The sequence below is a fragment of the Brevibacillus sp. HB1.3 genome (genome assembly GCF_013186635.1).
GTDB classification, from domain to species: Bacteria; Bacillota; Bacilli; order Brevibacillales; family Brevibacillaceae; genus Brevibacillus; species Brevibacillus brevis_D.
The window spans coordinates 486042-508087 of record NZ_JABMIT010000004.1 but is presented as its reverse complement, the minus strand read 5'-3'; the positions used below and the strand labels follow the sequence as shown (position 1 = coordinate 508087).

The 22046-nt window shown below is 49.0% G+C and carries 20 protein-coding genes; 17 read left to right on the top strand and 3 right to left on the bottom strand.

Going from position 1 to position 22046, the window contains the following annotated elements; translation table 11 throughout:
* Positions 1-248: 248 nt before the first annotated feature.
* On the top strand, positions 249-707 hold the full coding sequence (locus HPY31_RS12835; RefSeq protein WP_172141015.1) for a TspO/MBR family protein: 459 nt from the start codon (positions 249-251) through the stop codon (positions 705-707).
* Between the two features lie 12 nt (positions 708-719).
* Here the strand turns inward: HPY31_RS12835 and HPY31_RS12830 are convergent, their stop codons facing one another.
* Positions 720-2012, bottom strand: a complete 1293-nt coding sequence (locus HPY31_RS12830) for an amidohydrolase (protein WP_172141014.1) — start codon at positions 2010-2012, stop codon at positions 720-722.
* 218 nt (positions 2013-2230) lie between these two features.
* Here HPY31_RS12830 and HPY31_RS12825 point away from each other — a divergent pair, with 218 nt between their 5' ends.
* The 9 genes from HPY31_RS12825 to HPY31_RS12785 all read left to right on the top strand — a co-directional run bounded on the left by HPY31_RS12825 (position 2231) and on the right by HPY31_RS12785 (position 11421).
* Complete coding sequence (locus HPY31_RS12825; protein ID WP_472301154.1) at positions 2231-3088, top strand: MurR/RpiR family transcriptional regulator; 858 nt, start codon at positions 2231-2233, stop codon at positions 3086-3088.
* A 17-nt stretch (positions 3089-3105) separates the two neighbouring features.
* Positions 3106-4143 carry a serine hydrolase domain-containing protein gene (locus HPY31_RS12820; protein WP_172141013.1) on the top strand — a complete coding sequence of 346 codons (1038 nt, stop codon included), beginning with the start codon at positions 3106-3108 and terminating at the stop codon, positions 4141-4143.
* A 25-nt stretch (positions 4144-4168) separates the two neighbouring features.
* Complete coding sequence (locus tag HPY31_RS12815; RefSeq protein ID WP_172141012.1) at positions 4169-5452, top strand: ABC transporter substrate-binding protein; 1284 nt, start codon at positions 4169-4171, stop codon at positions 5450-5452.
* Between the two features lie 138 nt (positions 5453-5590).
* Positions 5591-6484: a carbohydrate ABC transporter permease gene (locus tag HPY31_RS12810; RefSeq protein ID WP_172141011.1), complete on the top strand. Its 894-nt coding sequence runs from the start codon at positions 5591-5593 to the stop codon at positions 6482-6484.
* Between the two features lie 33 nt (positions 6485-6517).
* Positions 6518-7342: a carbohydrate ABC transporter permease gene (locus HPY31_RS12805; protein WP_172141010.1), complete on the top strand. Its 825-nt coding sequence runs from the start codon at positions 6518-6520 to the stop codon at positions 7340-7342.
* Positions 7329-8312 carry an N-acetylglucosamine kinase gene (locus HPY31_RS12800; RefSeq protein ID WP_172141009.1) on the top strand — a complete coding sequence of 328 codons (984 nt, stop codon included), beginning with the start codon at positions 7329-7331 and terminating at the stop codon, positions 8310-8312. The genes HPY31_RS12805 and HPY31_RS12800 overlap by 14 nt, the downstream gene beginning before the upstream one ends.
* Before the next feature lie 127 nt (positions 8313-8439).
* On the top strand, positions 8440-9852 hold the full coding sequence (locus HPY31_RS12795) for an ATP-binding protein (RefSeq protein WP_172141008.1): 1413 nt from the start codon (positions 8440-8442) through the stop codon (positions 9850-9852).
* Positions 9853-9864: 12 nt separating this feature from the next.
* Positions 9865-10179: a DUF3870 domain-containing protein gene (locus HPY31_RS12790; RefSeq protein ID WP_007725309.1), complete on the top strand. Its 315-nt coding sequence runs from the start codon at positions 9865-9867 to the stop codon at positions 10177-10179.
* 27 nt (positions 10180-10206) lie between these two features.
* Positions 10207-11421 carry a sensor domain-containing diguanylate cyclase gene (locus HPY31_RS12785; protein WP_172141007.1) on the top strand — a complete coding sequence of 405 codons (1215 nt, stop codon included), beginning with the start codon at positions 10207-10209 and terminating at the stop codon, positions 11419-11421.
* Here HPY31_RS12785 and nhaC read toward each other — a convergent pair.
* Positions 11418-12770 carry a Na+/H+ antiporter NhaC gene (nhaC, locus tag HPY31_RS12780; protein ID WP_172141006.1) on the bottom strand — a complete coding sequence of 451 codons (1353 nt, stop codon included), beginning with the start codon at positions 12768-12770 and terminating at the stop codon, positions 11418-11420. The genes HPY31_RS12785 and nhaC overlap by 4 nt on opposite strands.
* Positions 12771-13097: 327 nt before the next feature.
* Here nhaC and HPY31_RS12775 point away from each other — a divergent pair, with 327 nt between their 5' ends.
* Genes HPY31_RS12775 through HPY31_RS12765 form a run of 3 tightly spaced genes read left to right on the top strand, consistent with a single transcriptional unit; the run spans position 13098 to position 14910 of the window.
* Complete coding sequence (locus HPY31_RS12775) at positions 13098-14021, top strand: NAD(P)/FAD-dependent oxidoreductase (RefSeq protein WP_172141005.1); 924 nt, start codon at positions 13098-13100, stop codon at positions 14019-14021.
* 22 nt (positions 14022-14043) lie between these two features.
* Positions 14044-14292, top strand: coding sequence for a glutaredoxin family protein (locus HPY31_RS12770; protein WP_172141004.1), 249 nt, complete (start codon positions 14044-14046; stop codon positions 14290-14292).
* A 45-nt stretch (positions 14293-14337) separates the two neighbouring features.
* Positions 14338-14910, top strand: coding sequence for a peroxiredoxin (locus HPY31_RS12765; protein WP_172141035.1), 573 nt, complete (start codon positions 14338-14340; stop codon positions 14908-14910).
* A 115-nt stretch (positions 14911-15025) separates the two neighbouring features.
* Here HPY31_RS12765 and HPY31_RS12760 read toward each other — a convergent pair whose 3' ends face one another.
* On the bottom strand, positions 15026-15940 hold the full coding sequence (locus HPY31_RS12760) for an NAD(P)/FAD-dependent oxidoreductase (RefSeq protein ID WP_172141003.1): 915 nt from the start codon (positions 15938-15940) through the stop codon (positions 15026-15028).
* Positions 15941-16339: 399 nt separating this feature from the next.
* Between HPY31_RS12760 and HPY31_RS12755 the strand changes: the two genes are divergently transcribed.
* From HPY31_RS12755 to HPY31_RS12740, 4 genes are read left to right on the top strand one after another with little or no spacing between them, the layout of a single operon-like run.
* Positions 16340-18562: a hypothetical protein gene (locus HPY31_RS12755; RefSeq protein WP_172141002.1), complete on the top strand. Its 2223-nt coding sequence runs from the start codon at positions 16340-16342 to the stop codon at positions 18560-18562.
* Positions 18563-18583: 21 nt separating this feature from the next.
* Positions 18584-19774 (top strand): HEAT repeat domain-containing protein, encoded by a 1191-nt coding sequence (locus HPY31_RS12750; protein ID WP_172141001.1) that lies wholly within the window; start codon positions 18584-18586, stop codon positions 19772-19774.
* A 17-nt stretch (positions 19775-19791) separates the two neighbouring features.
* The gene (locus tag HPY31_RS12745) at positions 19792-21234 is read left to right on the top strand and encodes a glycosyltransferase family 2 protein (protein WP_172141000.1); all 1443 of its coding nucleotides are present in this window, start codon (positions 19792-19794) and stop codon (positions 21232-21234) included.
* On the top strand, positions 21231-22022 hold the full coding sequence (locus tag HPY31_RS12740) for a response regulator transcription factor (RefSeq protein ID WP_172140999.1): 792 nt from the start codon (positions 21231-21233) through the stop codon (positions 22020-22022). The genes HPY31_RS12745 and HPY31_RS12740 overlap by 4 nt, the downstream gene beginning before the upstream one ends.
* The last annotated feature ends 24 nt before the right edge of the window (positions 22023-22046 follow it).

Sequence of the window (22046 nt, the reverse complement as noted above, 5' to 3'; positions counted from 1 at the left end):
TCTTAGCGTCCACCTCTGAGACGCTCCCAGAATGGACAACTTTGGACGCGGGTTTCGCTTTTTTTCATGGAGCTGGGCAGTCAATCCCACAGCGGGTGGCCCTAGAATCTGAGCGTTTTCTCCTGTTTCCTCCCCAGCACTACAGCAACGTACCAAAAAGTTTTTTATAAATCTCTGAAACTAGCATGAAAAGAGCAGGACCACTCATAGATATAGAAGAGAAAGAAGAAGAAAGGGTGACTACCTGGATGAGATTGGTGCACAATAGTCTTCTATTTCTTGCGGGAGTGGTCCTCTATTCACTAGGTGGTATCGCTTTTCCAGACGGTGGGGCCTGGTATGATTCCCTTGCCAAGCCCGATGGAACACCGCCAATCTACTTGTTTCGCATCATCTGGCTCATTTTATACGCACTCATAGCGTGGTCATTCCTGATCTTAATTCGAACAAAACAGATAGACCGCGAGCTTTTGCTCCTCTATGGGATCAATTGGTTTTTTCATCAACTTTTTTTCGTGTTGTTTATCGGCTATCAATTGCTCGTGTTGGCTGCGCTGGATACCATTCTAGTGATGTATTCCACATGGGTACTCATTCGCGCCATTCGTCCCCACCACAAAATCGCATCCTCGCTACTCATTCCCTATTTCATGTGGAGCGTGTTTTTTATGTGTCTCGCAATTGGCTTCTGCCTGCTCAACCTGTGAGTACATAAGTAATTACAGGCCCTCGACGAGTCGGCTGGCTCGGGCTGTCGCTTCTCGCTTTATTTCCTCCCAATGAAGGGTTTGGAATTGGCGCTGATGCATCAAAATTTCTCCGTTCACAATGGTTGTGTCCACATCGGCTCCCGTTGCGCTGTATGCAAGCAGGGCATGGATGTCATGGACAGGCAACAGGTGAGGTTTATCCAGATCGATTAGGATGAGATCAGCTCGCTTCCCGACTTCCAGGGTTCCGACCTCGTGATCGATCGCAAGCAGCTTCGCACTTTCGATGGTAGCCATACGCAAGGCCGCTTCGGCAGGCAGTACGGTCGGATCGCCGTGCTTGAGCTTTTGCATCCAAGTCGCGGCTTTGATCTCAGCAAACATATCGAGGGTCGTAGCACTGCCGGCACCGTCTGTTCCCATCCCGACAGTGACCCCGGCCTCGATCAGCTCTCTGACAGGGGCGATGCCGCAGCCGAGCTTCAAATTGCTGACAGGATTATGTGCAACACCGCCTCTCATCCCGGAAAGAAGCGCGACATCGGATTCATTCAGATGAACAGCATGCGCGAGCAAGACGTGCGTATCGTAAAACATGCCCAGTTCATGCAAATACGCCGTGGGTGTTTGATCATACTTGGCCCGGATTTTCTCTCCTTCCTCAATCGTTTCAGCCAGATGGATGTGGAGCGGGATTTGGCGCTTGCGGGCAAGCTCGATGACTCCTTGCAAAGGCTTCGGCGGGCACGTATAAGGAGCGTGCGGACCGAGCATCGTCGTGATTCTGCCATCGCCAGCGCCCGTCCAGTTGTCGATAAGGTCTAAGGCTTCAGCCATTCGTCGTCCTCCGTCATCCTCAAGAAAGACCATTCCGCGTGTTAAAGAAGCGCGTATCCCGGAATCAACTACCGCTTGGGCAACCGCATCCATATGCACATACATATCGGCGAAAGCGGTCGTGCCAGAAGCGATCATTTCTGCAATATTGAGTGTCGTTCCCCAGTAGACATCTTCTCTTGTCATCCGGGCTTCAGCCGGGAGCATCTTTTTGTCCAACCAATCCATCAGCTTGAGATCATCGGAAAAAGCACGCAGCAAGGACATACTGGCATGGTTGTGAGCGTTGATGAGACCGGGCATCGCTACCCTATTTTTAGCCAGTATGACACGGTCTGCCTCCTCTTCAAGGGATGGTCCAATTTTGGCGATTCGACCATCCACGATCCAAATATCCCCGAGAAATGGCTTCTCGCCCTCAACCATCGTCAATATCATGCAGTCTTTAATCAGTAACGTTTTCATGGGAAAATCCTCCTTTTTCTTCCTGGTAGCGATGCAAGCGTAAAGCTTGACGCCGCGAGAAAGTCAAGGAGGGAATTTTTGAAAAAGAGAGAACAAATTCAGAAGAGTTGTGCTGAGCTTTGTAATTTTGAAATATTGTTTATTAGATAACAATTGACGAGAGAAATAATGCTACATAAAATGTAGATAAGATTTGGGGGAAGAAAGTGATGTCACATATGTTAAATGGAGGGCTTGTCGGCCTACAAGCAATCTTGGATCAATTAAAGCCTTCGGAGCGAAAAGTCGCCGATTATATCCTGGCTCACCCGGAAGATGTCGTGAAGCTCTCTGTCCAAAAATTGGCGGAATATAGTGGGGTATCCGAGGCGACGATCATCCGTTTGGCTCGTTCTCTTAATATGAAGGGGTATCAGGAGCTAAAGCTGCGCGTCGCAGGAGATTTGACGAAACAGACGGCGATGGGCAGCTATCAGGAGATCATGATGGAGGGGTCAGTTGAATCGATTATGCAAGCGGTTAGCTGGAACAATATTCAATCCATTCAGGATACGCTCTCAGTCTTGTCCAATGAAGAAGTAAAGAAAGCAGTCGACGTACTGTCGGTAGCCAGGAAGATTGATGTTTACGGTGTCGGTGCTTCGGCGGTCATTGCTGACGATATCCGGCAAAAATTTTCGCGGATTAACTTGTGGTGTGAGGCTTATTCGGATTTTCACGCACAATTGACGTCGGCAGTCACTTTAACGGAAAAAGACGTGGTCATCGGCATATCTTATTCAGGACAAACCGAAGACATTATTCAATCGTTGACGGAGGCCAAGCAGCAGGGCGCGACCATCATTACCCTGACCAAATTTGGTCCCTCGCCAGTAGCCGAACTAGCCAACATTCGGTTGTTCACGAGCTCGGTAGAAAAAAGCATTCGTAGCGGAGCCATGGCTTCGCGCATTGCCCAATTGAACGTCATCGATATTTTGTTTATTACCATGATCAGCAGGATGCAAGAGCGAGTCATTCCCCTGTTGGAAAAATCAAGGCTTGCTGTTAGTCGAACGAAACGCTCATCGACGTAGGGAAAGGGAGGGTAGACATGGACGATCTGGAGTTGCTTTTGCAAGGATGGGTGGACGGCGGTTTGCTACCGGGAGCTGCCTTGCGAATCGTGCGTGATCGTCGTATCTGGTATGCGTGTGATGTCGGAACGACGAGTAATGCCAAAGACATGCCAGTAACGCCGAACACCATGTTTGACCTGGCGTCGCTCACCAAAGTGACGGCGACGCTACCTGCTATCCTCTTGCTCGTGCAGGAGGGAGCGGTAGCGCTGGATGATCAGATTGGTCAATTTTTTCCCGATTGTCCCGCTGACAAAAAGCGGATCACACTCGAACAGCTGCTTGCGCATACCTCAGGAATGCCGGCAGATTTGGCAGAGAGAAGGCGTGATAGCGAGATCCATTTGCCAGAGCTGTTGTATGCGCAACAATTGATTCACGAGCCTGGGGCCCAGGTCGTTTACAGTGATTTGGGCATGATCTGGTTGGGTCTCGTTATTGAGCAAGTAACAGGAGAGCGCTTAGACCAGTTTGTTACTCGGCGCATCTTCACCCCTTTGGGCATGACACATACTGTTTTCTGTCCGAACGAACATATTTATCGGAATATTGCGTCTACTGAATATTGTAGCCTGACCAACGCCTACATCACAGGAGAGGTTCATGATGAGAAAGCATTTGCGATGGGAGGGGTTGCAGGACATGCTGGACTGTTCTCAACAGCTGACGATCTGTGCCGATACGCGATGAGCTGGTTGTACCAAGATCCTCGAATACTTGCTGGCGAATGGTACGAACTGGCGATTCGCAATCATACAGAGCAAGCAGGGGGGAGTAGAGGGTATGGCTGGGAGATCAATCAAGCACCCAGCACCTTGAGCTGTGGAAGCGGCTTGCATCGTAGGAGCTTTGGGCATACGGGCTTTACTGGAACCAGTATGTGGATTGACCCAGAGCAGCAGTTTGCTGTCATTTTTCTCACAAACGCCGTTCATCTAGGCCGCAATCATCAGCTTCGGCAATTACGACCGATTTTGCACGATGCTGTTACGGCCCAGCTTTTGAAGAACTAAGGGAAGAAAAAGGGGAGGGTTTCGCATGAAGCAATTTCGTTTTCGCTATGTAGCTTTTCTCGTGTTGACTGCGGTTATGGTGGTGACAGGATGTAGCAGTGGAGGAACCGAAACAGAGTCAGTCGCCGGACAAGGTGGAGGACAACAGGTAACACTTTCCATGCATAGTTGGCGAGTAGAAGACACGGAGGGCTACAAAGCCATTATCAAAGCTTTTGAGGCAGACCATCCGAATATCAAGATCGAATTCAAACCATTCAAAGCAACGGAGTACAATACCATCCTAAACACGGCGCTCCAAAGTGACAGTGGCCCAGATATTTTGCAGCTGCGTCCCTATGCTCCGGGGATTGCCTTGGCTGAAGCTGGACATCTGGAGCCTCTCGACAATGTGTCAGGCATTTCTGCCATACCAAAAGACGTCCTCGCAGCGTCCACAGGTAAAGATGGCAAAGTCTACGGTGTCCCACTATCCCTGAACTCCACGCAATTTTACTACAACAAGAAAATCTTCGAGCAAAATGGCCTCCAGGTACCGAAAAGCTGGGATGAGCTGATTGCGACAGCCAAAACATTGAAAGAGAAAGGAATCGTCCCGATCTCATTCGGTGCAAAGGAAGGCTGGCTCCTCTCTCTTAGTCATGGTGTGATTGCTCCAGCTAGCTATAGCGGTACGGACTATCTCGACAAGCTGCTAAAAGGAGAAAGTGACTTAAAAAGCGCCGAGTTCCTCCAATCCGTGCAGCGTATGCAAGAACTTATCCCTTATTTCCCGGAAAATTATGTGGGTCTCGAATTAAATGATATGCGGACGTTGTTTGCCACGGAAAAAGCAGCAATGTTCATCAATGGCAGCTTTGAGCTGGAAGGTATCAAAAAGCTCAACCCTGATTTGCCGCTTGATTTCTTCCCGATGCCAACCGATGACGGAAAACAAGTCCTGACAACCTGGGTCGATGGCTCCTATGCCGTAAACGCCAAGTCCAAACACAAAGCAGAGGCATTGAAGTTCATGGAATTCATGGCGACGAAAAAGTTTGGGGAGCTATTCGCCAATCAGTTCAAACGAATTAGCGCGGTGCCAGGTGTATCGACTGACGATCCGTTGGTAAACAAGATGGCAGATCTTTCCCAATCAAGCGCCACACCCTATTTGATGGTCGTCAGCTTCGCGGAAGGAAAACCGACCACGAAGCAAACATTGGAAAACGCCCTCCAAGGCATGTATTTAGGCAAGCTCACCCCTGAGCAGGTTGTAGAAGAAGTACAAAAGTCGGCGGCTACTTGGTTCCCTCCCTTTAAAAAGTAGAAAGTAGCAGGACGGAAAGGGGGAGTGGACCTGAGTTGGGTTCACTCCCGGCTTCTGAACAGGCCGCGATGATTTTTGTAAAAAGGGGTGGGTATCATCGAGACGGTAAATCGAAAAAGTATTCGAACAAGGGGGCAGGTGCGCTGGTTGATTCACTTGTTTCCGCTGCCTGCGCTTGTTATTTATACGTTGTTTGTCGTGTACCCGATCTTCTCGGCATTCTTATACAGCCTGTACGACTGGAATGGCATCAAACGCGGGGTTTTTGTCGGACTGCAAAATTTCATTACGCTGTTTACAGTAGAGCCTTTCAACGAAATGTTCTGGAATGCTTTTCGGCATAACGTCTTCTACTTTGTGGTCGAAATGATTGTGCAAAATGGGATTGCCTTCGGTCTGGCTTTTCTCATCTATCGCAAAATACGAGGTTCCGGCTTTCTCAAAATCGCTTATTTCATGCCAAGGCTGTTATCTGTTATTGTAATTGGGTTTTTATGGAAGTTGATTTTGAATCCGAATTACGGTGCACTCAATAGTGTTTTGGCAAAAATCGGCCTAGAAGAATGGGCCAGACCATGGCTGGGTGACCCGGATACAGCGCTGCTCGCGATTATTTTGATTAACTGTTGGTTTGGCATAGGCTTTGCCATGCTGATCTTTTTGGCGGGACTTCAGTCGATCCCGGAGGATTTGATCGAGGCAGCGAGATTGGATGGGGCAACAGGCTTGCGGATGCTGTGGAAAATGATTTTGCCGCTGTGCATGCCAGCCATTACGATTATGACGATATTTACGTTCATTCAGGCGTTTGAAGCGTTCGAGCTCGTCTACGCTATGCAAGGCTCGATGGGTGAGCCGTTTTATTCGACGGATACGCTGGCTGTTTACTTTTATCGCATGGCGTTTAGTAGCGGAGCTGGGGATGTCACACTTGGACTCGGTTCGGCATTGGCTGTCGTGTTGTTTTTTATCGTCGGATCTGTGTCGGCGTTGTCGCTCTATTTGATGAGGAAACGAGAGGTCCAACACTAATTGCGTGTTCCTGAGTGGAAAGGAGGATGCGATGTGAAGATGACTGTGGGTGGGAGAGCTGTATCTTATGTGCTGGCGTATTTATTTGCGTTACTCGCGCTATATCCGATCGTACTGATGATATCTTCTTCCTTGAAAACGAATAGGGAGATATTTGCGAGTCCGCTCTCCCTTCCGAAGACGTTTAGTCTGGATACGTACAAACAGCTGTGGGAAGCCGTGCCGTTTGCCGACTTTTTATGGAACAGTGCATTCGTCAGCGCTCTGTCTGTCTTGCTCATTACGGTTTTTTCAGCGATGGCGGCCTTTTACTTGTCGCGTTTTTCCTTTACGTGGACAGCGGGGCTCTACTTCTTTTTCATTATTGGTCTGATGATTCCGATCAAGCTGGGGATCGTTCCCTTGTTTTTGCTCATGAAGAATCTCGGGCTCTTGAATTCACTGTGGTCGCTGATTCTGATTTATACGGCGAGTGGGATTCCGATCTCTGTTTTTATTTTGACGGGCTTCTTTCGGACGCTGCCGATTGAGCTGGAGGAAGCGGCGCGGATCGACGGATGCAGCCATTTTCAGGTGTTTTGGCGCGTGCTTTTGCCGCTGATTCGTCCGGCCTTGGCTACGGTGGTTATCATTAATTTCATCCATACGTGGAACGACTTTTTCTTCCCGTTGATTTTCATTCAGGAGGAAGCGCTCAAGACGATCCCGGTTGGCATGATGGTGCTGTTTGGAGAATATGAAACGGATTGGAGCCTGTTGTTTGCAGGGCTCACGTTGTCTGCTTTACCGATGATCATCGTGTTTTTGCTGGCATCGAGGCAGTTTATGGAGGGGTTGACGGCAGGTGCAGTCAAGTAATGGGGAAAAGTGGTTCATCGGGATCGATGGGGGCGGAAGCAAAACCAGAGCAGCCATCTGCAATGAGGCAGGACAGGTGGGGGCAATCGTGGTGGGGGAATCATCAAACCCGCTCTCCAGAAGCTGGGGGGATGTGGAAGATACACTACGCCAACTCATGGATGCTGTGAGAATAAAGGCAGGTGCCAAGGAAGAGGAAGTAGCCGGTCTGTTTATTGGGCTTGGCGGTGCAGATCGTCCGCAGATCAAGGAAAGAATTCAGTATGCCTTTGCCCATGAGTGGGGAGAACGGCTATTGATTGATAACGATGTCATTGCAGCCCTTTACGCGGGGACGTGGGGGCAGCCGGGCGTCGTACTCCTTGCTGGTACGGGCTCGATTGCCTGTGCCTTTTCAAACGAGGGGGCGCGGCACCGTGTAGGCGGATGGGGGTATCTGGTAGGCGATGAGGGCAGCGGATTTGATTTGGGCAAAAAAGCGGCAAGCGCCGTATTGCGCGAATACGATGGGCGCGGTGAATCGACAGTGCTGACACAACTGTTTATGGACCACTATGGCGTTGAGCGTCCTGATGAACTGATCAGCCTGATCTACGGGGGAAGCAATCCGCGAATGGAGCTGGCAAAAACGAGTCAGCTCGTAGAACAAGCCGCGACACTAGGCGATCCGGTCGCGAATACATTGATTATGCAAGCAGTAGAGGATTTGCTAGAATTGGCCGATACTTGCTTAAAAAAGGTTCAGGAGCCTGTACCAGTCGTTTTAGCGGGAGGGTTGTTAACGTCCAGCACGATCCTTCGCGAACAACTAATTGGGAGAGCTTCGTTTCAAACGATCATTCCCACCGTACCACCTGTTGTCGGAGCGCTGGTAGCGGCTTTCACAAAGCTGGGCTTCGTTGTTGACGAAGAAATGGCAGAGCAACTACAAGTCAGTGCAGAGGTACTGGAAGAGAAATCACACAATTAAATTTTCCGAGGGATGGAAACAGCAGAACGAATAGGGTAAAATTGGGTGAGAATAGGATTTGAGAACGTTGTAGGCTATTTCCGTAATTTGGAGTAGCCGTTTTCTCGTCCCAGGAGGGAGGGGCACGATGAAAAATTTATTGGACAGTGGATGGAGAAGTGGTCATCTCTATCGTTCCTTCTTTGATCAAATGATTCAGGCCACTTTTCTGCTCGATCAATTTGGTAGAGTTTTTAAAGGCAATCCTGCCTGCCAAGTGTTGACTGGCTACTCCGTAGAAGAGTGGGAAGGAGCCTCCTTTTGGAAGCTGGCTATTTCGGAAGAACAGGAGATGGTACGCCTTCAAACACAATTTGCAATGAATGGTGATCCGAGACCTTTTTTCACCGCTTTTCGTCATAAGGATGGCACTAGTATCCCCGTGCATATTACATATGGAGCTTTTGGGGAGGAAGGCACATCAATTGGGTATTATGCGATGGTGCAGAGGCTCCCGGCCCCGTTTGGTGACAGCTATGGTTCCAAACAGTGCAGAGTATTGGATATTTCCGGTGAAGGTGCGTTCATTTTCCGTGCTGGGGAGCTTCAATACGTCAACCAAGCAGGAATGCAACTGGTTGGGGCTTCCGGCTTGGACGAGCTGTTATGGTATCCATTTCAGTCGTTTTTCCATCCCCGTGATGTACCGAAGATCAAGGGCCTCATCCGCACTTTGGAAGAAGGGGAAACAGCCTCACCAATTGAGGTTGAGCTAATCCGTTTGGATGGCAGTCGGACGGAGGTAGAAGTGTGTGGAACATCCATGACGATGCTGGACCAGCTCTCCATGTACATACTGATCCGGGATATTACGGAACGCAAACGGGCGCAAGAATTTTTGCAAAACTCGGAAAAACTCGCACTGGTCGGGCAATTGGCGGCAGGGATCGCGCATGAAATACGCAATCCGCTCACCTCGTTAAAAGGCTTTGTGCAATTAATGCAAAAGGATGGCATGAGAAAGCCAGAGTATTTTTCGATCATGAGCTCGGAATTGGCGCGAATTGAGATGATTGTCTCAGAGCTGTTGGTCTTGGCGAAGCCGCATACGGCTGTGTTTGAAGCCCGCGATTTGTCCAACCTGATCACGCATGTGGTTACGCTTCTGGAGACGGAGGCGATTTTGAAAAAGGTCATGATTCAGGTCGTTTTCGAATCGGAAGTCCCCTTGATCCATTGCGATGAAAATCAGTTGAAGCAAGCTTTCATTAACTTTTTGAAAAATGGGATCGAAGCGACCGCAGGGAATGGAGAAATTGTGATTCGACTGCGATGTGAGGATGATCGAGTTGTCATTCGGTTTGAAGACAACGGAGTGGGGATCCCGGCCCATCAGATGGCGAGATTGGGAGAGGCTTTTTTCACGACGAAGGAAACGGGGACGGGCCTGGGATTGATGGTGAGCCGCAAAATCATCGAGAACCATCGGGGGACGCTGCGGTTGATAAGCACCCCAGGTAACGGAACGGCAGTCGAGGTATGCTTGCCGATCAGCAGCTAGGAGGACGACTGGATGAACAAAAATACGGTACTGACAGCAGGTTTCGCCCAAATCCCCAAGGGAACTACCTTGTACGAGGTTTCAACCATGGTAGGCTGTGTACTCATCATTGATGTAGACGCCGAAGTGATTTGCGACGCCAGCTTTACCTTTGTCATGGACAAGACGAGTGAGTTTTTGGTTAGCTTGCTTGTAGGCAAGACAGTTGCAGATGGCATGCAGGAGATCACGAAGGCGATCCAAGAACGTTTTTTAGCACCTGGTCAGGGAGCTGTCTTGCAAGCCATCCGTGCAGCTATTGAGCGATATCATGAAAAAAAAGCGTAAAGCTACCCAATAGCCGGAGGGTTGAATATGCATGAGAAGCACGACGTTAAAGAAGCGTATGCAAGACAGTTGTTGGAGCGTTATAGCCAATGGCTCGGCAACATAGAAGCAGTCGAGCTTGGCGAGGTTGAAGCGTTATCTCGTGAGGTAGATAGTATGCTGTCGGAACAGGACAGTGTCTTGCATGCAGAACTGCTGAAGCAGATTGTGGAGTTCCGAAATAAGGTAACCGAAATGATGTGGATCTCCGAGCACATGAAGATTTTACATGACCTCAGCCACATTTTTGCGAAAACGTTTGAGGAAAGCGAAATTTTGTGGAAAGCATTTGAGCTGGTCTCGCGCGTGATGCGTGCAGATGCTTTCTTTATTGCCTTTTATGATGAGGGCGACAGTGAGATCAAAATTCCGATCAGCATCGATAATGGGGTCAATTACGGTCCGCTCACGATTCCCTATGGGCAAGCGATGGTGTCCAAAGTGATTGATACACGGGAAACCATCCATATCAAGACGATGAAGAATGAGCCAAGCGAGCCAGAAATGTTCCGCTGGGGAAGCCCGGAAATGGATACGAATACATGCATTTTCGTTCCACTTATGCTGGGGAATCAGATCAAAGGCGTTGTTTCTGCCCAGTCTTATCGGGAATTCGCCTATAAAAAAGAGCACGAGGAACTACTGAAAATCATTGGTTTTCAGGTAGCAAGTGCTATTGAAACGGCGCGTTTGTATGAGCGAATGTACCAGATGTCATTTCAGGATGAGCTGACAGGGATTGCGAATTATCGTGCTTTCCATCGTGATTTGGAAAAGCTGCTGAGTGAAAAGGATGCGTCTGTCTCTTTGATCATGCTGGATTCAGACAGCTTAAAAACGGTGAACGACCATTATGGTCATCATGCAGGGGACGCATTGATTAAGCAAATTGCCGAAGCGATGAAAGAAGTAGCGGGACCAGAGGATACTGCGTATCGTTATGCGGGAGATGAATTCATGCTGCTCTGCCCGGGGGCGTCGATGGAGATGGCGGAGGAAAAAGCGAGTGCCATTCGGGAATATTTGCGCTTGCGCCCCTTAACACAGGACGATTGCTGCATCTTGATTGCGGTCAGTGTTGGCATTGCGCGCTACCCTCAAGACGCAAACACGGCAGATGGCTTGAAGCGGGCAGCAGATGAGGCACTGTACCGCTCCAAGCGCAAAGGGAAAAACTGTACGACCGTGTATGCAGCCGGCTAAGCTTTTTGCCGACGCATGGCGAATAGAAACGTCAAAACGGGCGAGATCCACAGGTAGATGACATAAGGCAAGTATTCCACTGTAGATACGTGCAAGGTAGCGGTAAAGAATGCACCACTTACCCCCCATGGAATGAGTGGGTTGACGAGTGTCCCGCAGTCTTCGAGAGTACGAGACAGTCGTCTGCCCGCCATTCCGCGAGCTGTGAATGCTTCACGAAACATCTGCCCAGGGAGCAGGATAGACAAATATTGTTCTCCTGTCAGCAGATTCACGAGAATAGAAGAAGATCCGGCAAGCCCGATCATCTCAGCGTCTCGTTTGATTCGATTGATGAATCCGGAAAAGAGTGCATGAAACACACCGCTGTATTGCAGGATGCCGCCTAACGACAAGGCAATCAAAATCAAGGCGAGGGACCAGGTCATCGACAACAGTCCACCGCGGTCCACAATCGATGCAACGGCTTCATTGGCGATATTGCTGGTGAAGCCTTTTTGCATGACAGTCATCCATTGGACCGGAGAGGTAACTCCTTCGGAAAGAGCAGCTGTGACAATTCCGCTCAAAATCCCGAATACCAATGTAGGCAAAATCGGTTTTCGCAGCGCTGAGCATAACAGGACGACGAATGCTGGCAGCAGCGATAAGAGGCTAAGCGAGAAATTTTGTTCCAAAGCATGCTGGATTTCTTGAATGGCGTCTAGATTCACATTGGCGCTTTGTCCTTGAATTCCGAAGAAAATCGCGGTGATGACAAGGGCAGGAAGGGCAGTGCGTGACATGAACTTGACGTGCTCCGACAAGGAAACGCCTGCAATGGCTGCTGCAAAGTTGGTCGTGTCGGAGAGCGGCGACATTTTATCCCCAAAGCAAGCTCCACAAATAATGGCTCCAGCTGTAATCAACGGATCAAGTCCGAGTGCTGTCGAGACTCCCATCATAGCGACCCCTACCGTACTAATCGTGGTGAAAGAGCTCCCTGTAACAGTGGAGACGATCACCGTCAGAAACAGGGCAGAGAGTGTGAAGTACTCCGGTGAGATCAGCGAAATGCCGAGGTGCAGAATCATCGGAACAGTTCCACTCATCATCCATACCCCGATCAAAATTCCAATTAAGGAAAGAATCAGCATAGGGGCGATCGCAGTTTGAATTCCTTTGATCAAGCCCTCCTCCATTTGCTTCCACGGAACGCCGAACAGGAAGAGAAGAGTGGCAGCCCCTATGGTTGCGAGGAAGAGCGGCATATGCGGCTCCACTTTGCCCCAAAAAAGGGCAGGAAACAAGATTCCGAATACGGTGACAAGCACCCAAATACTTTGCGAAAAAGATAATGGCTTGTTCATAATGGCAACTCCTTGTTAAATCAGCCTAAAGCAGTGAGAAAGTATATTTCGCTTTCGCACTTTTGTGCTTTCTTGCTTCTTTGCTTTTGTGCGTTCAAGTGTTAGTGGTACTTTATCCTGAATTACTTGTTTCGTCAACGAAATTGGTTGAATTCGGAATCGTAAAATAATACAGACAAGTATGCGGGTGATGAGTGAGATGAATCTTACTGGCCTTATTTAAAATTATTATAAAAAAATATTGACTTTAAAGTTATATCAAGTACAATGATAATTGTTCCTAGTTGATAATAATTATAATCTGATAATAAGTAAGGGGGGCCATTCATGTATGATGTCATCATCATCGGCGGAGGACCAGCTGGTGCTTCTGCTGCCATATATACAGCTCGTGGAAATCTAAAGACGCTCGTCATTGATAAGGCACCCGGAACTGGTGCGCTTGCCCTGACACATAAAATCGCCAACTACCCAGGGGTAGAAGGCGAGATGACAGGGAAAGAACTATTGGATAAAATGCGCAGACAAGCGGAGGGCTTCGGTGCAGAATTCATCCAGACTACGATTTCTGCGGTAGATGTGGAGGATGAGGAAAAAAGCATCTTCACGGCTCATGGTACTTTCCAAGCGAAGGCCGTGGTCGTAGCGACTGGTTCCAAAGGACGTAACCGTATGCTTCCAGGTGAAGAGCAATTGCTCGGACGAGGCGTGAGCACTTGCGCGACATGCGACGGAGCTTTTTATGAAGGCAAGCATGTGGCGGTCATCGGTGACACGGAGGAAGCATTGGAAGAAGCGCATGCACTGACCAAATTTACGGACAAAATCACTTTCTTGGTGCCGCGCGCTGATCTTCAAGGGGTAGATGAACTACCCGAGCTGCCGAACACGGAAATACATTTTCGTACCCGCCCATTAGAAATTGTGGGAGAGAAATCGGTAGAAGGGTTGCGCATTCGCACAGCAGAAGGAACGGAAGAAATGCTGTCTGTAGACGGGGTTTTCGTCTTCCTGTCTGGCAGCAAGCCGGGTACCGATTTCTTGGATGGGCAAGTTCCCCTCGATGAGGAAGGATTTATGATTTTAGATGAGTTCATGCAGTCTTCTGTTCCAGGCGTATTTGGAGCGGGTGAGGTGCGCAAAACACCTGTGAAGCAAGCAGTAGTCGCTGCGGCAGACGGTGCCATTGCGGCTATGGCTGTAGACAAATACATCAACAAACGCTCTAAAGTTGTTCCACAGTACAAATAGAAGAAAAAGGAGAGAAACAAACATGGCTCAAGCAATCGTATACTCCAGCACACATTGCAACTTCTGCAAGGAATTAAAGACGTATTTGACAGAACAAAACATTTCTTTCGAAGAGCGAAACATCGATGAAAAAGAGGAGTACTTCCAGGAACTGAACCGTTTAGGCGTGATGTCTGTTCCCTTGACAGTCATTGGCGAGAAGCAAGTTTTGGGCTTCAACCCGACCCGTATCAAAAAAGCACTGGCAGTGTTGGAAGAGGCTGCGAAGTAAATTTCATCAGGTACCATATAAAAGGAGAGATGTATCATGACAACGATGACAACACAGCAAACTGTACAACTTCAAGTAGGAAAACCGGCACCTGACTTTAACATGCTCACAACTAAAAACCTCGAGACACTGGAGGAACGTGTGTCGCTGGCTGATTACAAAGGAAAATGGCTGATTTTGTTCTTCTGGCCGTTCGACTTCACATTCGTTTGCCCGACAGAGGTGACTTCGTTTAGCGACAACATGGAAGAGTTCGAAGATTTGGATTGCGAAGTATTGGGTGTATCCACAGATAGCGTACATACGCACCGGGCATGGATCAAAACACCGCGCGATGAAAACGGCATCGGTGAAGTAAACGGCATCGGTGAAGTAAACTTCCCGCTCGCGAGCGACTTTAAAAAAGAGACGGCACAAGCTTATGGTGTTCTTGATGAAGAGACCGGTGCAGCTCACCGTGGCTTGTTCATCATCGATCCAGACGGCATTCTGCGCTACCAAGTGGTAACTGACATGAACGTGGGCCGCAGCGTGACAGAGACAACTCGTATTTTGCAAGCCCTGCAAGCAGGCGGTCTGTGCCCGGCGAATTGGAAGCCAGGACAGAAGACGCTGTAATCAAAGAAAGAGCATTGCTTCTATTATAAAGAAGAGGGACAATCCCACCCGTCTATTGCAGTCGGAGGGATTGTCCTTTTTTATGGAAGGAACGCGGAGGGATAGAGCTAGCTTTCTAGCTTTGCCGATTCCATGCCTCTACAAGCAGTTCGTTGTTGATGCTCATTCCAGCCGCAGAGCCTAGAGCAGCAGCAGTTATCACTTGGTATTGTGTAGTTGCTGCATCGCCTGCACTGTAGACACCCGGTACGCTCGTTTTCCCAAAGTTGTCGACGATAACCGTTCCGGCTTCCGTTACATGGCAGCCTAATGCTTGTGGCAAGTCAGATCCAGCAACGAGTTTTGGGGCAAAAAAGATCCCTGTGCACGCGATGCTATTGCCATCTGTAAGCTCAACATGTTGCACCATCCCATCGATAGATACAATCCGTTCGATCGGGGAGTCAAAGACAGGAACGCGATGCTGCAACAGCTCCAACCTTTGTTCTTCCGTGAATTCATCTGGTCCATTGGTGCAGAGGGTGTAATGATTGGTCCAACCAGATAGCACTTTTGCCAAGTGCAATGCTTTCTCTCCGTTTGCTATCAAGACAAGTGGTTGGTCGCGTAATTCCCATCCATCGCAATAAGGGCAGACAAAAGCACTTTTTCCATACACTTCTGCTAATCCGTTAACAGGCAATGGGAGATCCTTCATTCCCACTGCGAACAGTAGCTTTTTGCTTTGATAAGTCATTCCCTGTGCAGTCGTTATGAGAAAATTTCCATCTTGTCCCGTGATCGTGACCGCTGTATCCTCCACAAAGTGAACGGAAGGGTAGGCGCTGATTTGCTCTCTTGCAATGCGACGAAACTCGCTCGGAGTGATGCCGTCTCTCGTAAGAAAGCCATGCGATTCACGTGTAACGCGATTGCGCGGACGGCCTTCATCGATAACGACGACACTTTTTCTTGCCCTGCCAAGTGCGAGAGCGGCGCTCATACCTGCTGGTCCTCCACCAATAATCCCTACATCGATAAGTTGATTCATGTTCATTTACCACCTTTATAGACCTTTTATATCTATTATAAACGAACCCTCCTCAGAATCAAGCGGCGAAACACTTTGTATTCTTTTTGTAAATAATCCCTTATATCGGAAAAATCCAATGCCTTTCAAATAGTAGCAACCTACCATTTTTACGAGCGAAAAGGAAAAAAAAGGAAGGAGCAATTGTACCTAGTTGGCAAAAAATGTGGGCCAGAAGACCGTCCCGGTTGCAGGACTTCCCTCCAAAAAACGTAGGACAATGGAGGCGAATACGTCCTAACATTACATTTTCATGACAAATCTGAAAAAGACACAATAGTGAATATTGTCTATGGGAACGATTTGCTCCCTATGTTTACAATGACTGTGACGTGGCAACATATCGGAGGTTGACGAGGAATGGAGCCAACAAAAAAGAAAAGATGGCGCTGGATGAGCTTGACCATGCTGATCGTGGTGGGGGCAAGTGCCTTCTGGTGGTTTTGGGCAGCAGATCGTGTCGAAAGCATGGAGACGACTACAGGTGCTCAATTAAAATTTCGCACGAATGGTGAGCTGTTCGAAGTCTATCAGAATCAGAAATGGCAGCCCTTTTTTGCGAAAGGTGTCAATCTGGGGGCATCGTTACCGGGTCATTATCCGGGTGAGCTTCCCATAACGAGAGAGGATTACATGCGCTGGTTCGCGATGATCGACGAGATGGGAGCGAACGTCATTCGTGTGTATACGATCCATTCTCCGGTCTTCTATGAAGCTCTGGTCGATTACAATCGGCGAAAAGAAGGGGACCCTCTCTATTTGATGCAGGGCATTTGGAGTCCAGAAGAGCTGTTGATTGAAAAGAAAGACGCCTATTTGCCAGAGATTCGTGAGGAGTTTCGACAGGAAATCAAGGATGCAGTCGGCGCTGTCTACGGAGACATCACCCTACCAGAAAAACCGGGAAAGGCAAGTGGTACATACCGTGCCAATGCGGGCAAATACTTGATTGGCTGGCACACAGGGACCGAGTGGGACCCTGTAATGGTAAAAAACACCAACCGCCTGCATCAAAAAGTTGCACCTTATCAAGGGAAGTACTTCCACGCGACACCGAATGCAACCGCTTTTGAGACATGGATTGCTGAAATGGTGGATACTGTCGCAACGGAGGAGAGCAAATACGGTTGGCAGCATCCGATGACCTTCACCAATTGGGTGACAACAGACCCCTTATCGCATCCGGGAGAGCCGATCCATCATGAAGATTTGGTCAGTGTCGATCCTACCCATATAGAGCCAACACAGTGGGAGGCAGGCTACTTCGCTTCCTATCACGTGTACCCGTATTATCCGGATTTTTTCCGCTACGACACTACCCTGCAACAGTTGAAGAACGATGCAGGGCAAATCGATACGTACAAAGCGTATTTGCGACAACTGAAGCAGTATCACAAAAACATGCCGATCATGGTGACGGAATTCGGGGTCCCGGCATCGGTGGGAGTCGCCCATCTGGGAAATTTGGGGCGCAATCAGGGTGGTCATTCAGAAAAGCAGCAGGGAGAGATTGACGCAGAGATTTTGCAAGAAATCCATCAAGAAGGGTATGCGGGAGCAATCGTATTTGTCTGGCAGGACGAGTGGTTCAAAAAAACATGGAACACGATGCGCTTTGAGTTTCCGGAAGATCGGCGCTCCCTGTGGATCAACGTATTGACCAACGAGTCTCTGTTTGGAGTCCTCGGCATGTACCCGAACAAAGAAGGCGTGCTGACCATCGATGGGAATCGCACAGATTGGGATCAGCTCGTGCCTGAAGAGAAGCAACGTCTCGATGTTCAAGTTCCGGGTGTCGACGAAATCTGGATGACACATGATGAAGGGTACGTCTATCTCCTTGCTCAGTTGAAGGAAGAGTTTGACCCGGCTAAACAACAGCTCTATGTAGGCGTTGATACGCTTCCTGGCGGGAACAAGCATGCTGTGCAGCTTCCCGGCCTAACGCTGGACGAGGGGCTAGAGACGTTGATCGCGTTGGGCAAAGCAGACGAGAGCCAGATTCAAATCGCTGCCAATTACGACTTTCATGCACGCTTATACGGAAAACGCTACGGCATGCTTGCAGTCAAGGAAGAGGAGAAAAAAGACGATTCCGGGATATTCAAGCCGTGGAAGCTGGCCGTTAGCCTGGAGATGGAGCCGCCAGACAGCAAGAAGTACTATCCGTTGGAGGAAGTCGAGGTCGGCAAGCTGATCCGGGGAACGACAGATGCCCAAGACCCGCAGTACGACTCACGAACCGCGTGGCAAGCGAAGGGCAAAGTGGTAGAGCTGAGAGTACCGTGGATGCTGCTTGGATTTACAGACCCGAGCTCCTTGTCCGTCATGAGCTATGAGGATGATGGCAAAAGCTTCACGACGAAGACGACGAAAGGCATACGCATTCTGCCGTTCCTCGTGGATACGGCGACGAAACAAATCGTCGGACAAAACGCTTATGCAGTGACAAAGCTCCCGATGTATACATGGCAAGGCTGGGAGCAGGTCGGTTATCACGAACGCAAAAAACAGAGCTATTCCATACTAAAAAAAGCATTCCACAAGATTGAGGCTCCGGTGAAGACCGGGACTCAGCCTTGATTGGATAGGAGAGTGGCAAACGTGCAAACACCATTGGCGACGGCAATTGTTTTTCTGTACGCGCTATGTGGATTGACAGTACTAGGCTTGCTTGTCTTGTTCGCACTGAAGCTACGCAACATTTCGGTGGAGAAACAGACCATGCACTGTCTGGAAAAATATCGCGATTACTTCGTTTACCTGCAAGCACACGGGGAAGAAGAGGAGCGCTTGCAAGTGCCTTATGGCGATGTGACGCAAAAAGAAAAGCAAATCATTCAGAAAAAGCTGTTTGAGCTGATGGAGTGCTTCACAGGTATTCATCGGGACAAGCTGATCTGGCTCTGCGAGGATCTGGGACTCGTAGAGCTGGATATGCAAAGACTAAATGGCTGGTGGAAATGGACGAGAGTGGATGCCGCTTACAATTTGGGGATCATGCGCTCCAAGCTCGCCGTACCAGCTCTCATGACCCTCCTGCAAAAAAACACAAAAGACATCAGTGTTTTTATCATTGCACGCTCCGTCGCCAAATGTGCTCGCAATACAGAAGATTTGCGGGAAATGACGACCCACGTTGTCGGAGCGAAGAAAAATGTCCACCAGCTTATCGTGGATATCATCAGTGATTCGCAGGTGGATACGGCACCGCTTTTCGCACAGTTTTTACAAGATTCCGATGCTGAACTGGTCAAAATCGGACTGATTGGCTACGCCGTACATGCCCAGCCCGGCATTGAGCCTGCGCTATACGCGCTCATTCAATCACCTGACAAGGAAGTCCGAATCAAGGCAGTCAAGCTCATGTGTCGGGATATCCGCTATATGAATGAGCAGACACTCACAGATTTTATGAATCACAAGGATTGGGAAATTCGGGCAATGGCAGCGAAGGCAATCGGCTCACTGAAATTGCATACGTACATTCCCGCGCTAAAAAAGGCGGTTGGCGATTCGAACTGGTGGGTTCGTCATCACAGTGCACGCAGCCTGGCGCAGCTGGAGGTCGAAGGCTTTGCTGCCCTGTGTGAAATTTTGCAGGAAGAGAGAAACGGTCATAAGAGCGAGATGGCTCATCAAGTGATCCAGGAGGAGCTGGAAAAAGAGAAGCTGGTTCTACAGGGTGCAACAGCAACCGCGACAGAGAAGCTCGTGCAATACAACGAAAAGCTGCATCTGTACCGCAAGTCGTATCGCAAAACGATCTCCACGGTTCAGGCGCTGGAAAGATAGAGCGAAAGGAGGCTGCCATGAGAGATTTTCTACTTTACTACGGGGTGTTTGCGGTCTATTACGTCATCGCGATCAACTCTTTGTACTTCATCATCATGCTGTTCTCGTTCAAGAGCATCATGGGAATTTTAAAAAGCTCCATCTATTCGAGATTCCAGACACTTTCAGGCTCTGAGCACGTTCCGCCGATTTCGATTCTCGTGCCAGCGTACAACGAGGAGCTGACGATTATTGAAAATGTAAGGTCGCTCTTATCCTTGAACTATCCGCGCTACGAGGTGCTCGTGGTCAACGATGGATCGAAGGATGCTACCTTGCAGGTATTGATTGACGAGTTTTCGCTGGTTTACTCCGAGCATATGCCAGTGCAGCCGCTTTTGCATACGTCGAACATCAGGGGAATCTACCACAATCCGGCTTTTCCGAATCTGTATTTGATCGACAAAGAGAACGGAGGGAAAGCTGACTCGCTCAATGCGGGGATCAATCTCTCCCACTATCCGTTGATCGCATCCATTGATGCAGATTCCCTGCTGGAAAAAGACGCGCTGATTCGCATTGCGAAGGTGTATATGGAAAACCCTGATGAAACAGTGGCTATCGGCGGAGATATCCGCATTGCCAACGGCTGCAAGATCGAAGACGGTGTCGTGAAAGACATTCGTTTGCCAGACAAGTTTTTGCCGATGATGCAATCTGTCGAATACCTCAAGGCGTTTCTCGGGGGACGGATCGGCTGGAGTGCAATCAACGGATTAATTATCGTCTCAGGTGCGTTCGGTGTTTTTCGCAAGGATTACATCATCAAGGTAGGCGGCTATCGCGAGGGGTATCCGGGTGAAGACATGAACATCATCATCAAGCTGCACAAGTACATGCTGGAAAACAAGCTGCCGTACCGAGTGGCATTCTGCCCCGATGCGGTCTGCTGGACGCAAGCGCCGGATACACTCAAAATCTTGGGCAGTCAACGGCGCAGATGGGGACGAGGCAACCTGAAAAACATGATTGAGTACGGCAGACACATGGCGTTTCGCCCCAGGTACAAGCTGTTCGGGATGCTCACGCTACCGTTCAATATCCTGTTTGAAACCTTGAATCCGTACTTCCGCATCACGGGTCTATTGGCCCTCATCGGATACACCTTGCTGGATATGACCAACGGCTACGTCCTGTTACTCTACGGCTTGCTCAATGTACTGTATGGCATGCTGCTTGGCATTGGCTCCTTATTGCTGGAGGAAATCGCGTTTCGACGGTATCCACGCTTTCAGGACATCGTCAAAATGCTTTTCTATACGATTCTGATGTTCTTCGGCTATCGGCAAATCGGCGTCATCTGGAGATTCCTCGGTCATATTGAATACTTGCGCAACAACAACTCCTGGGGAACGATGACGCGGACGAGCTGGCAGACGAAGGGCAGCGAAAACATTTCAAGTTTGGAGGCTAGATCATGAGTAATCTCGTACCTGTTTTTTACGAGCATCTAAGCAAGATGGAAGAGAAACAATTGGCGTGTGGGGTTATTCTGGCGGCTTGCAAAAACCTCACAAAAGAGTCAATGGAGCTGATCAAGCAAGACCTGGGCACCAGTTCAGGAGACGGCTCCGAAATTGCTTTGCACTACGCGTATGACAAAAACAAGCAGCTCTTCGGAATCCTGCTTGAAGGACAGAAGCTTTCGAACACTCATTTCTATGCTTTGCGGGTCAAAGACTATTTGCAAGAGCACAAACTGCTTGCGGGCAGCCTGTTGATTGCGAGTTTTCCCGAAAGCTCCCGCTCGTCCGGTCAAATGCTGATGCGGATGATCCAAGAGATGAGAGAGCCAGGCGTTCACGGGGAGATCAAGATTTACGAGCAGAATCCCGCTCAAAGAGAAGAACCCGCAAGTATTTTGCTGGTTAACCATGATGAGACTGTCAACGAGTTTTTGAGCATCTATTTTCAGCGAAAAGGGTATCTCGTTACGGTAGCCAATGACGGGATGGATGGCATGGAAAAATATCAGGAGGTCGCCCCTGATCTCGTGATTACCGACCTGAATCTCCCTATTCTCAATGGATACCAGCTCATGGAAAAAATCAAGCATATCAGCGCTTCCATGAGCAAGATTATGGTGCTTACAGACAAACGTCTGGAAGAAGATGTGCAAAAATCGTTTGCGATGGGAGCATCTGACTACATTACAAAACCATTCTCCCCGGTAGAACTGGAAGCCAGGGTGAAAAGGCTGATTTCATAATTCTAGAAAGAGAAAGGGAGAGAA